The organism is Candidatus Blochmannia ocreatus (assembly GCF_023585745.1).
Lineage (GTDB): Bacteria > Pseudomonadota > Gammaproteobacteria > Enterobacterales > Enterobacteriaceae > Blochmanniella > Blochmanniella ocreatus.
Window position 1 is genome coordinate 665,325 of sequence record NZ_CP097762.1, and the last position, 20,029, is coordinate 685,353.

Here is a 20,029-nt window from a genome sequence, read left to right on the forward strand (position 1 = left end):
GTATAGTTTATATAAAAATTATAGTGTATTTATTTTAAAAATACTTTAAATATAGGATTTGTAGTAACGTCACGCCATTCATATCCTAATTTGGATAAATGTTGAAAAAATTCTTCTTTTTTTTGATGAGATAGTTCAAATCCAGCTAGCACGTGTCCATAATCAGTTCCATAATTTCTGTAATGGAATAAAGAAATATTCCAATTTTTTCCTAAAGTATAAAGAAATTTGAGCAATGCACCTGGAGATTCTGGAAATTCAAAGCTAAAAATACGTTCTTGTAAGGGATGAAATAAACGTGCTTCTATCATATATCTAATATGTAATTTTGCTATTTCATTATTAGAAAGGTCTATTACTTTAAAACCATTAGTAAGTATTTTTTGTATTATTATATTTTTTTCGGAACTTCCATGTTTTAGACGTATTCCAATAAAAATACAGATATTTTTAGATCCGTTATAACGATAATTGAATTCTGTTATAAAGCGCTTTCCTAATATTTTATAAAATTTTAAAAAACTACCTTTTTTTTCCGGTATAGTAATTGCTATAAGTGCTTCGCGTTGTTCTCCTAATTCGCAACGTTCTGAGATGTAACGTAATTCATGAAAATTTATATTGGCCCCAGAAAGAATGTGCGCTAATCGTTCTCCGTTTATTGCATATTTTTGAATGTATTTTTTCATTCCAGCCAAAGCTAAAGCACCTGATGGCTCGGCAATAGCGCGTACATCTTCAAATAGATCTTTTATAGCAGCACAAATAGCATCATTATCTACCGTAATTACATCATCTAAATATTTTTCGCACAAACGAAATGTTTCGTTACCTACACATCTTACAGCTACACCTTCTGCGAATAGACCAACTTTTTGTAAATGTACTGGCGTTCCAGCAGATAATGCAGCGCATAAAGATGCTGATTCTGTTGATTCGACGCCGATAACTTTTATATGTGGCATAAGATGTTTAATGAGTACTGCTATACCTGCGGCTAACCCACCTCCACCAACTGGGACAAAAATACGATCTAAATGAGCATCTTGTTGCAAAAGTTCCATTGCTAGTGTTCCTTGTCCCGCAATTACTGTTGGATGGTCAAATGGTGGAATAAAAGTTAATTGATATTTTTTTGCTAAATACATAGCCTTAATTTTTGCTTCATCAAAATTTGTGCCACATAGTAGTGTTTTCCCTCCAAAACTATGTACAGCTTCTACTTTTATAGCAGCAGTATTAACAGGCATAACGATTAGAGATGTAATTCCTAGATAAGCAGCAGAAAAAGCTACTCCTTGCGCATGGTTTCCAGCTGATGCTGTAATTATTCCAGAAGATTTTTGTGTTTCGTTAAGACTAGATATCATTGCATAAGCTCCGCGCAATTTGAAACTATGCACTGGTTGTCTGTCTTCACGTTTCACTAATACTGTGTTTTTAAGACGTTTGGATAGTTTATGCATAATTTCTAGTGGCGTAATTTGTGCCACTTCATATACGTGAGAACGTAAAGAAATTTTTAGATATTCCGCAGGACATGGGTTATGAATATATGATTGATATTTTGTCATTTATGTATTTCATATTGATAATTTTGATTTATCACGTACAGCACCTTTGTCAGCACTTGTCACTAAATAAGCATACGCTCTTAAAGAAACAGATACATTTCTTGTTCTATTCAATGGAGTCCATGCTTTTAGTCCTCTTGAGATTTCTGTTTGATATCTTATTTTCAAGATATTTTCTGATACAGCTAATGTAATGCTGCGTGCATTTATATCAATATGAATAATATCTCCGTTATGTATCAGCGCGATTAATCCTCCATTAGCTGCTTCTGGCGATATATGTCCTATAGATAACCCGGATGTTCCACCTGAGAATCTTCCATCTGTTATTAACGCGCAACACGCATCTAGTTTCATAGATTTCAAAAAGGAGGTAGGGTATAGCATTTCTTGCATGCCAGGACCGCCTTTTGGCCCTTCATATCTAATAACGATTATGTCGCCCGGGTATATCTTATGTGTCAATATGGCTTCTCCGGCCTCTTCTTGGCTATCATATACTTTAGCTGGCCCGCTGAATTTTTGAAGATCTTTACAGATTCCAGCTGTCTTGACAAGACAGCCATCTATAGCAATGTTTCCGTATAATACCGCTAAACCTCCATCTTGGCTATAAGCATATGTTTTAGAACGAATACAACCAAATTTTCTATCTGTATCTAATGAATTCCATCGATTTTTTTGAGAAAATGCTTGTGTAGTACGTATACCGGCTGGAGCAGCTGCATACATATTTTTTGCTTTAAAATTTTTTTTATGTGTGGTAAGAATATCGTATTCTAATAAAGTCTCTACTAGAGATTTATTTAAAATATTACGTGTATTTTCATGTAATAATTTGCAACGATATAGTTCGTTCAATATACCCATTACTCCTCCGGCTCTATGAAAATCTTCCATATGGTATTGTGGAGTATTTGGGGCCACTTTACATAGATGTGGAATTTTTCTAGAGAGTCTATCGATATCAGCTATACTAAAATTTATTTCTCCTTCTTGCGCCGCTGCTAGAAGATGCAAAACAGTGTTAGTAGAACCACCCATCGCTATATCTAACATCATTGCGTTTTCAAAAGATGCTTTATTAGCAATACTTCTTGGAAGTACAGAATAGTCATTATTTTCATAAAAAGATTTAGCTAAATGAATAATATATTTTCCAGAATTTATAAATAATTTTTTTCGATCGATATGTGTCGCTAATAAAGATCCATTACCGGGTTGTGCCAGTCCTAATGCTTCTGTTAAACAATTCATAGAATTTGCAGTAAACATTCCTGAGCAGGACCCACAAGTTGGACATGCTGATTCTTCAATATTTTGTTGTTCTTTTTCAGATATGTTTGGATCAGCAGCATAAGTTATTGCATCAACTAAGTTTAGTTTAACGTTTTTGTTAAATAATGTTGTTCTTCCAGATTCCATGGGTCCGCCTGAAACTAATATAGTTGGAATATTTAAACGTAATGCTGCCATTAACATGCCTGGTGTAATTTTATCGCAGTTAGAAATACATACCATGGCATCTACACAATGAGCATTTATCATGTATTCTACAGAATCAGCGATTAGTTCTCTTGATGGCAAGGAATACAGCATACCACTATGGCCCATAGCAATTCCATCATCTATTGCGATAGTATTAAATTCTTTTGCAATACCTCCATGCATATGGATTTGTTCTGATACTATTGTTCCTACGTTGCGTAAATGTATATGTCCTGGGACAAATTGAGTAAATGAATTTACTACTGCTATAATCATTTTATTAAAGTCTTTATTTGTCATTCCAGTAGCTCGCCATAGTGCTCTTGCTCCAGCCATATTTCTACCATATGTAGTTGTAGTAGAACGATATTTCGGCATAATATTAAACCCTCAGTTTTTACTATTTTAAAAATATTAATTTTTGAAGTATCATGGATAATTTAAAATAAGTTATATTTTTATATAGGATCTAACCAATTCCATTTATCTTCAGTTTTTCCGGTAAATAAATTAAAAAATAGATTTTGTAGTATTGTAGTAATAGGGCCTCGTATACCTGAACCAATTTGAATTTTATCTATACTACGGATTGGCGTTATTTCAACAGCGGTTCCGGATATAAATGCTTCATCAGCTATGTATAGAGATTCTCTGGATAATATTTGTTCTTTTATTTCTAAACCGGCATATATTGCCAATTTAATAATAGTATCTCGTGTTATTCCAGGTAGAATAGAAGATTCATAAGGGGGGGTTAGTATAATATTGTTTTTAACTATAAATAAGTTTTCTCCTGCGCCTTCTGCAACATGACCGTGTATATCTAATCCTATTCCTTCTTGATATCCATAACGATGTGCTTCGTTGCTAATTAACATAGATGACAAATAATTCCCTCCAGCTTTAGCTAAGTTAGGAATAGTATTCGCAGGGACTCTTCTCCAAGAGGAGATCATGACATCTATACCTTTTTTTAAGGAATCAGCACCTAAATAAGATGACCATAAGAATGTTGCTATCGCAACATTAGCGGTATAATCAAGTATTGGGTCAATTTCTAATCCTATATCTCCAATAAATGCGATAGGACGTATATATGCATTAGTTAAGTTATTTTTTTGTATGATAGTTTTGCAAGCTTGCATTAGAGCGTTGATATTCCAGGGAATAGGTATTCGGTAGATTTTGGCAGAATTGTGTAATCTTTGCATATGTTCACGGTGACGAAATATCACTGGTCCTTTATGTGAGCTATTATAACATCGAATTCCTTCAAATACTGATGATCCATAATGTAGTGCATGAGACATGACGTGTATTGTGGCTTTTTTCCAAGGAATTACTTGTCCGTTGAACCAAATAAAATCGGCTTTATTCATTGTATACCTTGTGTCTAATATTAGAAATTTTCATAGATTTTATTATTATAGAATTTATTGAATTTTAAGATAATATATATCTATTAATTTTTTTAATTGTTCAGATAATATATATATTTTTTTTTTGCTAGAAACCGTAATAATAAGATGTATGTTTTTTCTATTATTTGTATTCATATATGATGACATATATAATGTGTGTAGTTCGAATCTTCTATGACGTATAACTCGGAGTATACGTTCTAGTACCTCTGGGCAAAATCTAGCTTTAATAGACAAAGAATGATATATCATATTATATTATTTCTCCAGCATAGTTGCATTAGAGGATCCAGGCGGTACTAACGGCCAAACATTTTCACATTCATTGATAATTACGTGTAGTAAAAAAGTACCTGTATATGTAAATAAAGTTTTTATTGCATTGGAGATTTGAGATTTATAGGTTATAGATATTCCATCGATTTCAAATGCTTGTGCTAAAATTAAGAAATTGGGGTTATCTGTTAGGGTAGTTTCGCTGTAGCGCTTTTTAAAAAATAATTGTTGCCATTGACGTACCATACCAAGGCGTTTATTATCTAATAAAATAATTTTTATAGGTAATTTTTTACGTTTAATAGTAGCGAGTTCTTGTACATTCATCATGAATGATCCATCGCCAGAAATACATAGTACTGTGCTACGAGGTCGTCCAATTTGAGCGCCAATAGCAGCAGGTGTGCCAAACCCCATTGTACCTAATCCTCCAGAAGTAATAAAGTTTTCTGGTTTATTAAATCTCATATGTTGCGCAACCCACATTTGATGTTGCCCAACATCAGTAGTAATGATGGTATCATCCGGAGAATGCTCGCTAATTTTATTCAGCAAGTAAGGAGCATAAATTTTATTACTAGATGATTCATAAGACCATTGGTATTGTGTTTTTAAAGATTTTATTTTTTTTCTCCATGTATCAATAGATAGAGGTTGTGTTAACATAGGTAATAAATTATTTAAATTCCCTAATAATGTTACGTTTGCTATGCGCAGTTTATTAATTTCTGCTGGATCAATATCTAAATGGATGATTTTTGCTTTTGGAGCAAAGGTATCCAGTTGTCCTGTTACTCGATCATCGAATCGAGCTCCGATTGCAATTAATAAATCACATTTTTGTACTGCCAAATTAGCTGCTTGATTTCCATGCATACCCAGCATTCCTAAATAGCAATCTTCTGTGTAATCTGGCGCTCCCAATCCTTTCAATGTTACTACAGTAGGTATTTGTGTTACAGAAATAAATTTACGTAATTCACCTACTGCTGCAGCTATATTTACACCGCCTCCTACATATAATACGGGTTGAAGCGCTTGTGACATTAATGTACGCGCTGTTGCTATGTCTTGTTTAATATTGCGTTGTATGTATTTATTGTTAATATAAGCATTAGGTTTATTAAAAGATTTAATAATAGACAATTGAATATCTTTTGGAATATCTATTAGTACTGGCCCTGGTCTACCTTGAGTAACTATGAGGAACGCTTCTTCAATAATATTAGGTAAATCACTTAATGATTGTATTAAAAAGCTGTGTTTTGTACAAGCTAAAGATAAACCTAAAACATCTATTTCTTGAAATGCATCAGTACCAATTAAATCTGAACCTACTTGTCCAGTAATAGCTATTATAGGAATTGAATCTAATAATGCATCAGCCAATCCTGTAATTAGATTAGTAGCTCCTGGGCCAGATGTAGCGCAACATACTCCAATATTGCCAGTAGCTCTAGTATATCCAATAGCGGACATAACAGCTCCTTGCTCATGTCTGCATAATAAATGCTCTATTTTAGAATCAAATAATGCATCATATATCGGCATGATAGCGCCACCAGGATAACCAAAAATGATGTTTACGCCTTTTTTTTGTAATGTTTTTATTAGCCACTGGGCTCCGTTCATATTTTATTTTCTCATATGATTGTATTGGTTATTTTATTATTAAATTAGTGTGCTGTAATAGATTTTATCTGCAAAGTTTATATGAGATATATAAAATTGTACTGTTTGTGTAGTTAAATTTTTTATACATATAAATATTATTTTTATATAAAAAGATTGTTATTCTAATAATATTATTATATTAATTATTTTATGTAATGTAAATATTGATATTATTATTACATAATATTTTATGGGAGAGGTATTATAATCAGTGTGTTTGTTATTTTATAGCATTAAGAATATATAAAATTCTTTGTAATATATTTATGCTAATATATAAAAGCTATCATTTAATTGATTTAGATATTAATATTGTACTGATAATGTTATTTTATAATATTATTAATATCTTTTATATACTTAAAATGATTAATGTTATACATATAAATATTTTGTAAAAAAGGTGTTTTATAATTGAAATTTTTCAGAAAATTAAACATGATTTCGTATAGTGACAATTATAATTGTATGTTTTTATTGAGCTAATTAATATTTCATTGGTACAGTAATAACAGAAAATATTAACAGGGGTGAAGAGATTTGAACTCCTAATTCCCGGTTTTGGAGACCGATGTTCTACCGTTGAACTACACCCCTAGTGATAAGAAGGTCTCGATGCGGTGCGGACGGGATTCGAACCCGTGACCCCCGGCGTGACAGGCCGATGTTCTAACCGTGCTGAACTACCGCACCTTCTTAATTTTTATTTATTTTATAAAAGTTAATACAATAATATATTGTTGTGGTATTATTTGAAATATATCATAAACAATGTTGTTATGGAGCTAAGCGGGATCGAACCGCTGACCTTCTGCGTGCAAAACAGATGCTCTACCAATTGAGCTATAGCCCCATCGTTAATAAACATAAGGACTATAACAAATTTAATATTAATATGCAAATATTAATATTAATTGCCATTTATTTAAACATTTAAATTTATTTAATTTAATATTAAATGTAGTATTACATTAGAGTTAATTTTATAAATTTATAAGTAATGTATTATTATGTTTAGTAGTTTAATTGGAGTAATTTTGTATTAATAGAAATTATTAATTGATTGTTTTATTTTCATAAAAATTATTTAATTTTATAAGATTAAATATTAATTTAATTTTTTGTAATATACATTATAAATGTATAAATTTTAATAATAGTTATTCAATGATAAATTTAATTATTAAAAATACATTCCAATCAAATTAGATTTTAGTGATAAAGATAATTTAGTTAAAATATTTGCAATATGAAATTGATTAATAGTATTTATATTATATATGAGAAATTTAATTTTGTATTTAGTGGTTATAGTGTTAGAATTTTTTAAATAATTTTTTTATAAAATATAGTAAATAATTTTTATTTTTAATACATATTTATATATGTTATACTAAAAGTTAATGTTAATTAATGTAACTGATAATAATATTTAGTTTTTAAATTATTTTTAGAAAGATGGAAAAATTCAGTATATAGCATAGAAACACGGTTATAAATTCTGTATTTTAATAGTTTTATGTTATAAAAATTAATATTTTTAGTAAAAAAAATTTTAGGTTTTTTATTTGATTTGGAATGTTATTCCACTTAATAATAAGTGATTTTTTAATTTTTATAAAAAATTTCATTGTTGGATAAATGAATGATTCTTTTACAAAGAAAAGAAAAATTATATACACATATATAATATAGATGTATGAAAAGTGTTTATGTAGTTGTTGTTAGAATTTTATAGAAATATTCTAAATTATTGTAATATGTGATGTTTTATAAAAATCATTGCATAAATATAATATTATATTTATGCACTTAATTCATATTTACTATTATATAGTAATTTTAAGTAAAATTAATAATGTGTTGTTTTTTATTAAAATGTTCTATTTAGAATTGGCTATTATTGTATAGCATATCATTAATTATGTATGTATTTTACTAAGGTATGGCATATAGCGTATGTTATATCTGATCTGTTAAGGGTATAAAAATGAAAATTTTTTACTCCTTCTTTAATGAGAATTCGGATCATATTCATAGCTACAAATGTTCCAAGCATTTTTTGTGTTTTGAAATCATTATCTAGTCCTCGAAACATCATAGATATCCAATGTGGTATTTTTACTTTGGTGATACTTGTGAAATATTGTAATTGACGAAAATTGAAAATTGGTAATATACCTGGAGTAATGTCTATATCAATTCCAATAGATATACACAGATCTCGAAATCTTAGATATTGTTCTACATCAAAAAAAAATTGTGTTATTGCGCGATTTGCTCCAGCATCTATTTTTTTTTTTAAGTGAATTATATCTGATTGTGCATTTTTTGCCTCTGGATGTACTTCAGGGTAAGCAGCTACTGTAATATCAAAATTTCCGATTTTTTTTAATAAAGATACTAAATCTATAGCATGCATAGAGGGTTTGGGGTATTTTGTAGATTTATCTCCTCTTAAAGCAATAATATTACGTATACCGTTATCCCAATATTTCTGAGCTATATATGTTAATTTTTGTTGTGTTTCATTAATACATGTTAAATGTGGTGCTGCTATTAATCCAGTACGTTTTTTTATCTTTTTAATTGTCTTATCAGTATAATCTCTTGTGCCAGAATTTACACTGTATGTCACGGAAACAAATAACGGATTTAATTTACTTAATTTATTTATAGTTTTCCATAATATTTTTTCCATTTCAGTGGTTCTTGGTGGAAAAAATTCAAATGATATATTAATGTTGCCTTGAGATTCAGTAAGATATTGATTTAAAATTTCTTGTTGAGTAGCATGAAACATACTCATATTTTCCTCTTATATATTGTTATTAGTTAATATTGCATTATAGATAAAGTCTATGTACAATGATGTTGTTATTTAACAATAAATGTTATTTTACACATATTATGTTTTATAATTTCGTGATTTTTGTTGAATAAAATTTCATGTGTTTATAACAGAACAGAGTTGTAAATAAATTAGTTTATTTTTTAGTTAATGTATTACATACCGAATATAAGATGTCTTTAAAATTATGTAATCTTAATAAACATAGAAATTAATAAATATAACATGCATATAATATGTGTTAGTCCAACATATAGACTTTTTGAAAAAAGTGAGAATTTGTATTGTGTTGTATATAATGCATATTTTTTATAAAATATTGTTTGGGTTTTATAAAAAATTTAAATACATATTTAATATCGATAATTTCATCAATAATTTTTTAATGAGTTTATTTTCATATTAATGAAAATGATTTTTTTAAATCAGCGATGAGATCATCGCTATCCTCTAGCCCTACGGATATACGTAACAACATATTATTTATTCCAGCTTTTTTTTGAATATTGTCTGGCATCGCGGCATGCGTCATAGTGGCTGGATGTGCAATCAAACTTTCTACTCCTCCAAATGATTCAGCTAAAGTAAATAGTTTTAATGCTTTTAAAAATTTTAACAATTTATTCTTATTACCCTTTAATTCAAAGCTGAATATTGATCCAAATCCACTTTGCTGTTTATTAATAATATGGGATTCAGAATGATTTGATAATCCTGGGTAATACAATGTTTTAATATGATCTTGTTTTTGACAAAAATCAACAATCTTTGCAGCATTTTTTTGCTGCTGATGAACACGAGGAATTAAAGTTCGCATGCCTCTTAATAGTTGATAGCTATCAAAAGCGCTACCAGTCACGCCAAGTGTGTTCCCCCACCAATTTAGTTGATTAGCTATATAAATATCTTTAGTTATGACTGCTCCTGCTATTACATCGGAATGTCCGTTTAAATATTTACTGCAAGAATGTATGACTATATCTGCACCTAAAAGTAATGGATTTTGTAATACTGGCGTCATAAATGTATTATCTACAGCGCATAAAGTGTCGTTTTTGACACTACAGATAGTATTTATATCTACTATGCGTAACATAGGATTACTGGGGGTTTCTAGAAAAATTAATTTGGGATGGTATATTTCGAATAATTCTAATAGTTTTTTTATATCCCTTTGGTCAGTAAACAATACTTTGCATATACCTTTTTTGTGTAAAGCATCTAATAATCTATATGTACCGCCATAACAGTCATAAGGAGCAATTAATACATCATCTTTTTGTAGAAAAGCGATACAAACTAGATAAATTGCAGACATTCCACTGCTTGTTATAATAGTATGTTTTCCATATTCTAAATTTGACAGAAGTGTTTGAGTTAAGTCCCTAGTAGGGTTTTTTCTTCTTGAATAGTCGTAAGGTCGAGGTTTGTTGAATTCTAAAAAATTATAAGTGGTTGAAAGAGTTATCGGTGGAACAACACATCCGTGTTGTTCGTCGCTATTTAAGCCGTTTCGAATACTGATAGTAGATTGTTTTATATCCATGTAACCTTTATTAGGGTATGATTTCAACTTAAGATTAAATAAAATGTGTAGTGTTAGTGTGTATTTAAATATTGAGCATGTACTTTTACATGTTGATATGTAATAATTTTTTTATTGATTTAATATATCGTTAGCATAATGTATTACAGATCAATAATAACTGAATTGTAGAACATTATTATTTTTATATCAATAAGATATTTGTTTAATATTTGCAAAGAGTTTTGTAACGTTTTTTAAATAAATTAACTTGTCCTCGTGTATCTATTATGCGTTGTGTACCTGTGTAAAATGGATGACATTTATTGCAAATATCTAGATTTAAATCTTTATTTAAAGTGGATTTAGTATGGATTATATTTCCACACGCGCAGTATGCGGTGATCTTTTTATATTTTGGGTGTATGTTTTTTTTCATATTAATGAATTTAGAATAAATTTATGTTAGTGAATAATTTTCATAAAAAATTAGTTTATTGCTTATATATTTTGTGAATTTCCAACTATAGAATAATGTGCAAATATAATTTAATCAAATATTTTTTAAAAAAATATTCTAAATTTATATGGATAATAAAAAGGTTTTTTTACATATATATTGTGTTGAAATATTTAATTTTTTATATAAAATATATATTTTATATATTAAAACTCCGGAATAAATGTACTGAAAAATATTTCATAAAATTAAACAATTTATAATCAATTTATATTTACTTTTGACAGGATAATTATATTTTCAGTAAATTTTTTTATTAATATAATTTTTTAAAATATATTGGATTTATGCTAAATAACATTAGTAAATTCATAAAAAGTTTTACTTTATTGAATAGTAATTTAATTTTTATGTGTATTCTACAGTAGAAAAATGTTTTTTATTATTAAATTTTTACTATTTCAAATTTAATGTTTATATCTTAATTAATATGAATTATTAAATCACATCCAAGTATAAATATTTATAGAAATTATAAATTCTGATTATAGCAGAACAATGCATAAAATTTTGTTTTGAATGAATCGATAAATTTTTAACAATAAATTTTATTTTTTATTAAATTAGTAGTACAGTGTGATATTTTTATCATTTTAAATAATTATATAAATAAACAGAATTTATAGATAAATTTTATAATTTTAAATTATTTTATACTATTAGGATAAATTATATATCTTAACAGAACTAGTAAAGTAATTATTTTGTGTGATAAATATCTATAACGAAATTGATTAATTATATCATAAGTTTATATAAGGTATGCTATATGTCTGAATGGGTTACAGGTCAGGTTGTTAATATAACATATTGGACTGATCAATTATTTAGTTTAATTGTCAAAGCTCCAGTAAACAAATTTATTGCAGGTCAATTTACGAGAATTGGAATAAAAATTAATAATCGTATTATTCAGCGCGCTTATTCATATATTAATGCTCCAAACGATACATATTTAGAATTTTATATAGCTACTATATCATCAGGAAAATTTACGCCTATGTTACATAATTTACGTCCTCATGATTTTATCATGTTGACTAAAGAATCTTATGGGCATTTTATATTAGATGAAATACCAAATTGCACAAATTTATGGATGTTAGCTAGTGGTACTGGAATTGGTCCTTATTTATCAATATTAACAGATAATTGCCGTAATAATAAATTAGATAGATTTTCTAACATTATTTTAATACATGCAGTACGTTTTGCTAGAAATTTAAATTATTTAACTAGAATGCATAAATTGCAATGTTTTTATCGTGGAAAATTACATGTGTATACAATAATTAGTCGTGAAGACTCTGTGCATTCATTGTTTGGTCGAATACCATTTTTAATAAAAAATGATATTTTAGAAGCAAAAGTAGGGTTCAAGCTAGATAATAGGAGTAGTCATGTAATGTTATGTGGTAATCCGTATATGATACGTGATACTAAAAAAATATTACAGATAAAATATAAGATGCAGGATCATTATAAAAATAAACCCGGTCATATAACACAAGAACGTTATTGGTAATGTTTAAAATTTATTTTAATAATTACGAAATAATTGAAACTTAACATTAATTATTTAATATAAAATTATAATTTTATTGAGCTGTATTTTTATTAAAATTTGTTTAATAACTTAAACGTTATTTATAAAAGTTTATGTAGATTGATTTTAATCGGAGAAAAATGTGAGAAATTCGTTAATAGTAGGAAATTGGAAATTAAATGGTAATAAGTATCATATAACTAACTCCGTTGCTAAGTTAGTAGAGTTATGTGCTTCTATTTCCAGAAGTTATATAGCTATTGCGCCACCGGTTGTATATTTAGATATGGTAAGACGTAATTTGAGAGATAGTTGCATTAAGTTGTGCGCACAAAATGTAGATCCTTATATATCTGGAGCGTTTACCGGAGATGTTTCTCCGATTATGTTGCAAGATCTTAATGTTAAATATGTGTTAATTGGTCATTCTGAACGTAGAATTTATCATAATGAATATGATGCATATGTTGCGCAAAAGTTTTGTATTGTAAAAAAAATAGGATTAATTCCAATTTTATGTATAGGAGAAAATAAAAAAGAACATGCATGCGGATATACTGAATCAGTATGCCTTAATCAGATTAAAGTTATTATTAAATTATCAGGGGGAACAGTAGAGGTTTTTAAAGATTCAATTATTGCTTATGAACCCGTGTGGGCTATAGGTAGTGGTGTAAGCGCTGTACCTGAAGAAGTGCAGATGATACACAAGTCAATTCGCAATTATATAGAAAGTTACAGTATTAATATAGCTAGCAGCGTAAGAATTTTGTATGGCGGTTCTGTAACTCCAGAAAATGTTGTTAATTTTTTAAATCAAAAAGATATTGATGGTGTTTTAATAGGTTCAGCATCTTTAGATGCAGATAAGTTTCATGATATTATAAAATTATCAGAAAAGTTAAATTAAATTTAATATTACATGCAAAATATTTATTTTATGAATACAGAAAATTTAGTTTTTGTAAAAAACCTAAAATATTTTAGGAATATGTTATAGAATAAGGTATGTATTATTTTTACTCATAGGTTGATATAAGATATCTATTATATAGATACTCAATTTTTGTACTAGTAACATTATATTTTTGATGCTTTTAAATATAGTTTAAAAAAGTTTTTTAGCTATTTGTAACAAATCTGTTCGAAACGGTCTACGTGTGCATTGCGTAGCGTTGCCTATGTCGTGATGTACTAGTTTTTCGTTTTGAATACCAATGCACCTACCAGTGTGTCCTTGTAAAAGGAGTTCTATGGAATACGCACCCATTCTGGAAGCTAAAATTCGATCGTATGCTACTGGTTTACCTCCTCGTTGCAAATATCCTAATACAGTAGCCCGGGTTTCCCTGCCAGTTTTTTGCTCAATATATTGAGCTAAACATACTATGTTGCATATGTGTTCGGTAATAGTGATGATTGCATGTTTCTTTCCTTTAGAGATTCCAGATTTAATCTCATTTACTAAATCATTTTCATTAAATTCTATTTCTGGGACTACAATAAATTCACATCCACCGGCAATTGCTGCAGCCATAGTTAAATCTCCACAATAACGTCCCATAACTTCTATAATAGAAATTCGTTGATGAGAAGAAGATGTATCACGTAATTTGTCGATAGCATCTACGATAGTATTTAGCGCTGTAAAATAACCTATAGTATAGTCAGTCCCTGCAACATCATTATCAATCGTTCCTGGTAATCCTATACAAGGCAATCCTGCATCGTTTAATTTTTTAGCGCCTAAATATGATCCATCTCCTCCAATAACAACTAGTGCATCAATATGATGTATATTAAGATTGTTAATGGCCACGATTCTAGTAGAGTTATCTTTGAATTCGGGGAAACGAGCAGACCCTAGAAAAGTACCTCCTCGATTTATTATTTCTGAAACACTACGATGGTTTAATCGTATCATACGGTTTTGGAATAAACCTAAATAGCCGTCATATATTCCATAAATTTCTAATCCTTCAGAAAGTCCAGCTCGTACTACACCTCTGATGGCTGCATTCATTCCAGGAGAATCTCCTCCGCTTGTTAATACTCCTATTTTTTTGATCATTTTAAATAGCTCTATTATGTTATTATAGATATTACAGTCAAAATATATTGTTTATATTGTCAATATGACAAAGCAAATATAATTAATGATATTAATATATATATATATGAGTTGCATTAAATTTACTATAAATTGATAGTATATTAAATATTTTTCGTTTAAATACTATTTAATAAAAATTAAATAAGAACATCAATATAATTATTATGTATAAATAGAATTAATTATTATTAAATAATTTATATTTTAGGTGCCTATTTTATAGGAATATTATATTATTTATGTAATAGATTATTTATCTTTGTATTAGTGCATATTTTATAGAACTAATATTATTTAGTTTATATAAAATATATAGATAATTTTTTTATTCATATAGATAAAAATTAATCTACTAGATTTTATAAAAACATTAAGAATAACAATGTTATGTTGTAGTGGAAAAATTTTTTTCTTCTTAAGTTATTAACGTTTATTCAATAAATAATTTAATAACTTTTAAAGTTTTTTGATTAGTTTCGCTGGTATACCTGTTACAGTGGAATAAGGCGGTACAGAATGCAATACAACTGAACCCGCTCCAATTTTAGCTCCATATCCTATTTCAATATTCCCTAAAATAATAGATCCAGCGCCTATCATTGCTTTTTGTCTAATTTTAGGGTGACGATTTCCTTGAGTTTTTCCAGTACTACCTAAAGTTACTGATTGCATTATAGTTACATTATTTTCTATTACTGACGTTTCTCCTATTACTATACCAGTTGCATGATCCATCATGACACCGCATCCAATATTAGCAGCAGGGTGAATATCTACATTAAAAGTCTTAGTGTTATAATTATAGAGATATATAGCTAGTTCTTGACGATTATTGTGCCACAACCAATTTGAAATTCGATGAATTTGCAAAGTATGAAATCCTTTTAAATATAAGAAAGGAGTAATGTATTTAGTTATAGCTGGATCATTCGCGTGTATTGCATAAATATCTTTTGCAGCAGCAGTAATTATATTTTCATCAGAATCATATATGTTTTGTATTATTTTTAATATACCAGTGATAGATACATCTATATTAGCTAATTTTTTAGCAATAATATGTATTAATGCATCCTTAAAACTTTTATGTTTTAATAAGGAGTTATATATGAAATTAGTTAAAATAGGTTCAGAATCAATTAATAATCTTGATTCAATTTGAATATTATTCCAAATAATTTCTAGTACATTTTTAGGAATAGAAAAATTTTTTTGGGCAATATGTAAATTATTCATATTAATTGTCAAAAAATTTAGTTGTTTTATGTAAGTTATGTTTTTGTGTATCTCTTAATAAAGAGATAGCTGCATCATGAATATTTTTTTTGTGATGTAGTATGTTGTATATTTGAGTGGTAATGGGCATATAGATATTATGTTGTTTAGATAGCATATGTACTTCTTTTATATTGTATAATCCTTCTATTGTTTGTTTAACTATTTTTTGTGCTTTATTTTTGTCGAGTCCTTGTCCTAATAGCATTCCAAATTTACGGTTTCTTGATTGATTGTCGGAACAAGTTAACAGAAGATCTCCTATTCCAGCTAATCCCATAAAGGTCTTTGATTGTGCTCCGATAGCTAATCCAAGTCTTGACATTTCTGCTAAACCCCGTGTAATTAACGCAGTTCGTGCATTAGCACCTAATCTCATTCCATCAGAGATACCTGCTCCAATAGCTATGATATTTTTCACTGCTCCAGCGATTTGTACACCAATAGTATCTGTACTATTATAAATTTTAAAGTTTTTATTGCAGTGTAATATTTGTTGTAAATCATGAGTTACAACAGAATCACTAGAAGCTAATATGATAGCTGTAGGTAAACCTATAGCAATTTCTTTAGCAAAAGTAGGCCCAGATATTATCGCAATAGGAGTGTTTTTACCAAATATATCATATACTACGTCTTGTAATAATCGTCCGGTTTGGGGTTCTAAGCCTTTAGATGCGATAATAATACGAGTATTGCGTTGTGGTTTTGATTTTTTTATTTGTGTTAAAACTTCGTTGAATACGTAGCTTGGAACAGCTATTAATATATTTTTACAATTAGATACGGCTTTTGTTAAAGATGCTTCTGGATATAATAATTTTGGAAAATGAATTTCGGGTAGATAAGTTGGGTTACACCGTTGCGTGTTAAGTTTATGTATATGTATAGGATTATGTCCCCATAATAATACCGTGCGTCCGTTATCAGATAAAGTTATAGCCATAGCCGTACCGTAAGAACCAGCTCCAATGATAGTTATATCAGGATATATAGTCTTCTTAGAAGCGTTTTTCATGGGGAAATTAAAATATTTATTATATTTAAATTAATTTGTAGTTTTATTATTGTTATTGTTTTTTTTTAAAGATTGTATAAATAAGGTATTAAAATTTATTGGATTTAAATTAATTTGGGGAAATGATCCTTTAGATATTTGATTATTAAAACATTCATTAACATATGGAAATAATATCTCTGGACAATATACGTGAAGATAACGTGCTATTTGTGTGTCGTTCAGTCCTGATATATTAAAAATACCAGCTTGTTTAATTTGACATAAAAAAGCTGTATTTTCGCCAATTTTTGCAGTTGCAGTAACACATAATGTTACTTCATATATATCTTTATATATGTTCTTAGAATTAGTATTTAAATCAACTTGAATTTTAGGACTCCAATGAATCTGGAAAATCTCGGGAGTATTTGGTGATTCGAATGAAATATCTTTAACGTAAATTCTTTGTATACAAAATGATATTTTATCGTTATTTTTTTGCACAAAAACTCCTATTTAAATAGTAGGTAGTAGGTAATAATGGATATGTTTTAGTTTTTATACTATTTTAACAGTATATCTAATTTTCCTGAATCATTTAATAGAATCAAATCATCTGATCCTCCAATATGTTTATTATTTATGAAAATTTGAGGAACCGTGGTGCGTCCGTTAGATCTTTCTATCATAGTTTTTACAATATTGTTTGATAATTGAAGATTATCTATAGAAATTTCTGTAAAATTTAGTGATTTTTTTATTAGTAATTTTTTAGCACGATCACAGTATGGGCAGTTTTTTTTTGTATAAATTTCAATATTAATCATATATTGTATATACCTTTATATGTTGAGACATTTCATTATTTCAATAACACAGGAAAATTTCCAGTTTTCCAACCGATTATACCTCCATGTAATACATATACTTCTTCAAATTTTAATTTACATAAGTTTCTCCTAACGGAATGAGCAATTATGTTATTATCATGTACTATAATTAACGGACTTTTTTTAAACTTTTTTAATTTATAAATATTATTATTTTTAATATCTGATATTAATATATGGAGGCTATTTATTATATGTCCTGATTTGTAATCATCTTTGTTACGTATATCTATGACTATTGCGTTTTTTTTATTAATCAATAAAACAGCTTTATTGCTTTTAATTTCAGAGTTTCTAAATATCCAATTGTTAATCGATGTTGATATAACGAGTACTAACAATACTATCCATATGGCACATAATATCATATGTTGTTGTATAAATGTTTTTATTTCTTCTATATAAATCATATTAAATTTTTTATTTAAATAAGTTATTTGTTAAACTTTAAGGTTTTGCAGTGTGGAATACACTAATATTACTATATGTAGCAATGATGATTACTGATTGATTTAAATTACAGCATATATTTTAAAAAATATTTTTAATATTATTAATATTTAATATGTAAAATAATATACATGTTATTTTAACATGTGTTAAAGTATTTTCAAATATAACCATCCAATGTTATTGGATAATAACGACTTTTTTTTTAGCATTTATAGTAATTAACTATTCTATAAACACTTTAGAATATGCATATGTGCTTATTTTTTATAAGGATTATTTTTGTTTATAGTTATTTTGCGGAAAAAATTTTTGGTATTATTGTAGCGCGTATAATTTATTAAATTAAAATTAATATTTTATGAAAAATTAAAAAATTTTTGAAAATAAATATATTATTAGTTTTAGTAAATGAAACATTTAAGATTTTTTTGTGTTCTGAATACTTAATATGAGTAACAATGATGATTATAGTTACAGGTGGTGCAGGTTTTGTGGGTTGTAATTTAATCAGAGCCTTAAATAAGATAAAACGTAAAGATATTTTAGTAGTAGATAATCTAAAAAATGGAAAAAAATATGTAAATTTAATAGGTTTGTACATTACAGATTATATAGATAAAAATTATTTTCTTAAATGTTTACTTACAGAACCTTCTTACATAAATAATATAGATGTGGTATTCCATCAAGGGGCTTGTTCTTCTACTATTGAGTGGGATGGAGAATATATGATGAGAAATAATTATCAGTATTCTAAAGAACTATTATCATATTGTATTAAAAATCATATTCCCTTTATATATGCTTCTTCTGCATCAGTATATGGAAAAAGTACTGATACATCGTTAGAGCACAAGCAACGTGAAAAACCTATAAATATATATAGTTATTCTAAGTTTTTATTTGATCAATATGTACGTTCTATTTTGCCAAAAGTTACCTCTCAGATATGTGGATTAAGATATTTTAATGTTTATGGTCCATATGAAATGCATAAAGGTAATATGGCTAGCATTATATATAGATTATATACACAGATTAAATCTAAAAAACATATAAAGCTATTTTGTGGTAGTAATGATATAAAAAGAGATTTTGTATATATTTCAGATATTGTGGATATAAATATTTGGGCCTGGGATACTGGAATATCCGGTATTTTTGATTGCGGTACTGGTGAATCCCAATCTTTTGAATTAATAGCTAATATTGTTTTAGATTTTTTCGATCGGGATTTAACTATTAAGTATATTCCTATGCCAAGCTATTTATGCAATCATTATCAATTTTTTACTAGGGCAAATGTTGAACAGTTAAGAATAGTGGGTTATGAAAAAAAATTTTTTGATGTAAAAAATGGTATATTTAATTATTTAAATTGGTTGTTATATAACGGTATTTAATATGTTTTAAAGAACATAAG

The 20,029-nt window shown here is 27.9% G+C and carries 17 protein-coding genes and 3 tRNA genes; 3 read left to right on the top strand and 17 right to left on the bottom strand.

Going from position 1 to position 20,029, the window contains the following annotated elements:
- Positions 1 to 29 precede the first annotated feature (29 nt).
- The 11 genes from ilvA to rpmE all read right to left on the bottom strand — a co-directional run bounded on the left by ilvA (position 30) and on the right by rpmE (position 11,248).
- On the bottom strand, positions 30 to 1,574 hold the full coding sequence (ilvA, locus tag M9405_RS02880) for a threonine ammonia-lyase, biosynthetic (RefSeq protein WP_250223190.1): 1,545 nt from the start codon (positions 1,572 to 1,574) through the stop codon (positions 30 to 32).
- Positions 1,575 to 1,583: 9 nt separating this feature from the next.
- Positions 1,584 to 3,440 (bottom strand): dihydroxy-acid dehydratase, encoded by a 1,857-nt coding sequence (gene ilvD, locus M9405_RS02885; RefSeq protein WP_250223191.1) that lies wholly within the window; start codon positions 3,438 to 3,440, stop codon positions 1,584 to 1,586.
- Between the two features lie 80 nt (positions 3,441 to 3,520).
- Entirely contained in the window at positions 3,521 to 4,441 is a 921-nt protein-coding gene (locus M9405_RS02890; protein WP_250223192.1) for a branched-chain amino acid transaminase, read from the bottom strand.
- A 54-nt stretch (positions 4,442 to 4,495) separates the two neighbouring features.
- A complete protein-coding gene (gene ilvM, locus M9405_RS02895; RefSeq protein ID WP_250223193.1) occupies positions 4,496 to 4,735 on the bottom strand; it encodes an acetolactate synthase 2 small subunit in 240 nt (79 codons plus the stop codon).
- Positions 4,736 to 4,741: 6 nt separating this feature from the next.
- Positions 4,742 to 6,391 carry an acetolactate synthase 2 catalytic subunit gene (gene ilvG / locus M9405_RS02900; RefSeq protein WP_250223194.1) on the bottom strand — a complete coding sequence of 550 codons (1,650 nt, stop codon included), beginning with the start codon at positions 6,389 to 6,391 and terminating at the stop codon, positions 4,742 to 4,744.
- A gap of 567 nt (positions 6,392 to 6,958) precedes the next feature.
- Positions 6,959 to 7,030 (bottom strand) — tRNA-Trp (locus M9405_RS02905).
- Between the two features lie 21 nt (positions 7,031 to 7,051).
- A tRNA-Asp gene (locus M9405_RS02910) sits at positions 7,052 to 7,126 on the bottom strand.
- Positions 7,127 to 7,213: 87 nt separating this feature from the next.
- A tRNA-Ala gene (locus M9405_RS02915) sits at positions 7,214 to 7,286 on the bottom strand.
- A gap of 1,065 nt (positions 7,287 to 8,351) precedes the next feature.
- Positions 8,352 to 9,242, bottom strand: coding sequence for a methylenetetrahydrofolate reductase (gene metF, locus M9405_RS02920; RefSeq protein WP_250223195.1), 891 nt, complete (start codon positions 9,240 to 9,242; stop codon positions 8,352 to 8,354).
- 439 nt (positions 9,243 to 9,681) lie between these two features.
- Positions 9,682 to 10,830: a cystathionine gamma-synthase gene (metB, locus tag M9405_RS02925; protein WP_250223566.1), complete on the bottom strand. Its 1,149-nt coding sequence runs from the start codon at positions 10,828 to 10,830 to the stop codon at positions 9,682 to 9,684.
- A gap of 205 nt (positions 10,831 to 11,035) precedes the next feature.
- Positions 11,036 to 11,248, bottom strand: a complete 213-nt coding sequence (rpmE, locus tag M9405_RS02930) for a 50S ribosomal protein L31 (protein ID WP_250223196.1) — start codon at positions 11,246 to 11,248, stop codon at positions 11,036 to 11,038.
- A gap of 850 nt (positions 11,249 to 12,098) precedes the next feature.
- On the opposite strand from rpmE, the gene M9405_RS02935 reads away from it, so the two are divergent.
- Both M9405_RS02935 and tpiA read left to right on the top strand, forming a co-directional pair.
- Positions 12,099 to 12,854, top strand: a complete 756-nt coding sequence (locus M9405_RS02935) for an FAD-binding oxidoreductase (protein WP_250223197.1) — start codon at positions 12,099 to 12,101, stop codon at positions 12,852 to 12,854.
- Between the two features lie 163 nt (positions 12,855 to 13,017).
- Positions 13,018 to 13,785 carry a triose-phosphate isomerase gene (gene tpiA / locus M9405_RS02940; RefSeq protein WP_250223198.1) on the top strand — a complete coding sequence of 256 codons (768 nt, stop codon included), beginning with the start codon at positions 13,018 to 13,020 and terminating at the stop codon, positions 13,783 to 13,785.
- A gap of 198 nt (positions 13,786 to 13,983) precedes the next feature.
- Here the strand turns inward: tpiA and pfkA are convergent, their stop codons facing one another.
- The 6 genes from pfkA to M9405_RS02970 all read right to left on the bottom strand — a co-directional run bounded on the left by pfkA (position 13,984) and on the right by M9405_RS02970 (position 18,563).
- On the bottom strand, positions 13,984 to 14,946 hold the full coding sequence (gene pfkA, locus M9405_RS02945; protein ID WP_250223199.1) for a 6-phosphofructokinase: 963 nt from the start codon (positions 14,944 to 14,946) through the stop codon (positions 13,984 to 13,986).
- A gap of 498 nt (positions 14,947 to 15,444) precedes the next feature.
- A complete protein-coding gene (gene cysE / locus M9405_RS02950) occupies positions 15,445 to 16,224 on the bottom strand; it encodes a serine O-acetyltransferase (RefSeq protein WP_250223200.1) in 780 nt (259 codons plus the stop codon).
- A 1-nt stretch (position 16,225) separates the two neighbouring features.
- On the bottom strand, positions 16,226 to 17,281 hold the full coding sequence (gene gpsA, locus M9405_RS02955; protein ID WP_250223201.1) for an NAD(P)H-dependent glycerol-3-phosphate dehydrogenase: 1,056 nt from the start codon (positions 17,279 to 17,281) through the stop codon (positions 16,226 to 16,228).
- A 30-nt stretch (positions 17,282 to 17,311) separates the two neighbouring features.
- The gene (secB, locus tag M9405_RS02960) at positions 17,312 to 17,767 is read right to left on the bottom strand and encodes a protein-export chaperone SecB (RefSeq protein ID WP_250223202.1); all 456 of its coding nucleotides are present in this window, start codon (positions 17,765 to 17,767) and stop codon (positions 17,312 to 17,314) included.
- Between the two features lie 59 nt (positions 17,768 to 17,826).
- Positions 17,827 to 18,090 carry a glutaredoxin 3 gene (gene grxC / locus M9405_RS02965; protein WP_250223203.1) on the bottom strand — a complete coding sequence of 88 codons (264 nt, stop codon included), beginning with the start codon at positions 18,088 to 18,090 and terminating at the stop codon, positions 17,827 to 17,829.
- A 35-nt stretch (positions 18,091 to 18,125) separates the two neighbouring features.
- Positions 18,126 to 18,563, bottom strand: a complete 438-nt coding sequence (locus M9405_RS02970; protein WP_250223204.1) for a rhodanese-like domain-containing protein — start codon at positions 18,561 to 18,563, stop codon at positions 18,126 to 18,128.
- Positions 18,564 to 19,067: 504 nt separating this feature from the next.
- Between M9405_RS02970 and rfaD the strand changes: the two genes are divergently transcribed.
- Complete coding sequence (gene rfaD / locus M9405_RS02975) at positions 19,068 to 20,009, top strand: ADP-glyceromanno-heptose 6-epimerase (RefSeq protein WP_250223567.1); 942 nt, start codon at positions 19,068 to 19,070, stop codon at positions 20,007 to 20,009.
- Positions 20,010 to 20,029 lie beyond the last annotated feature (20 nt).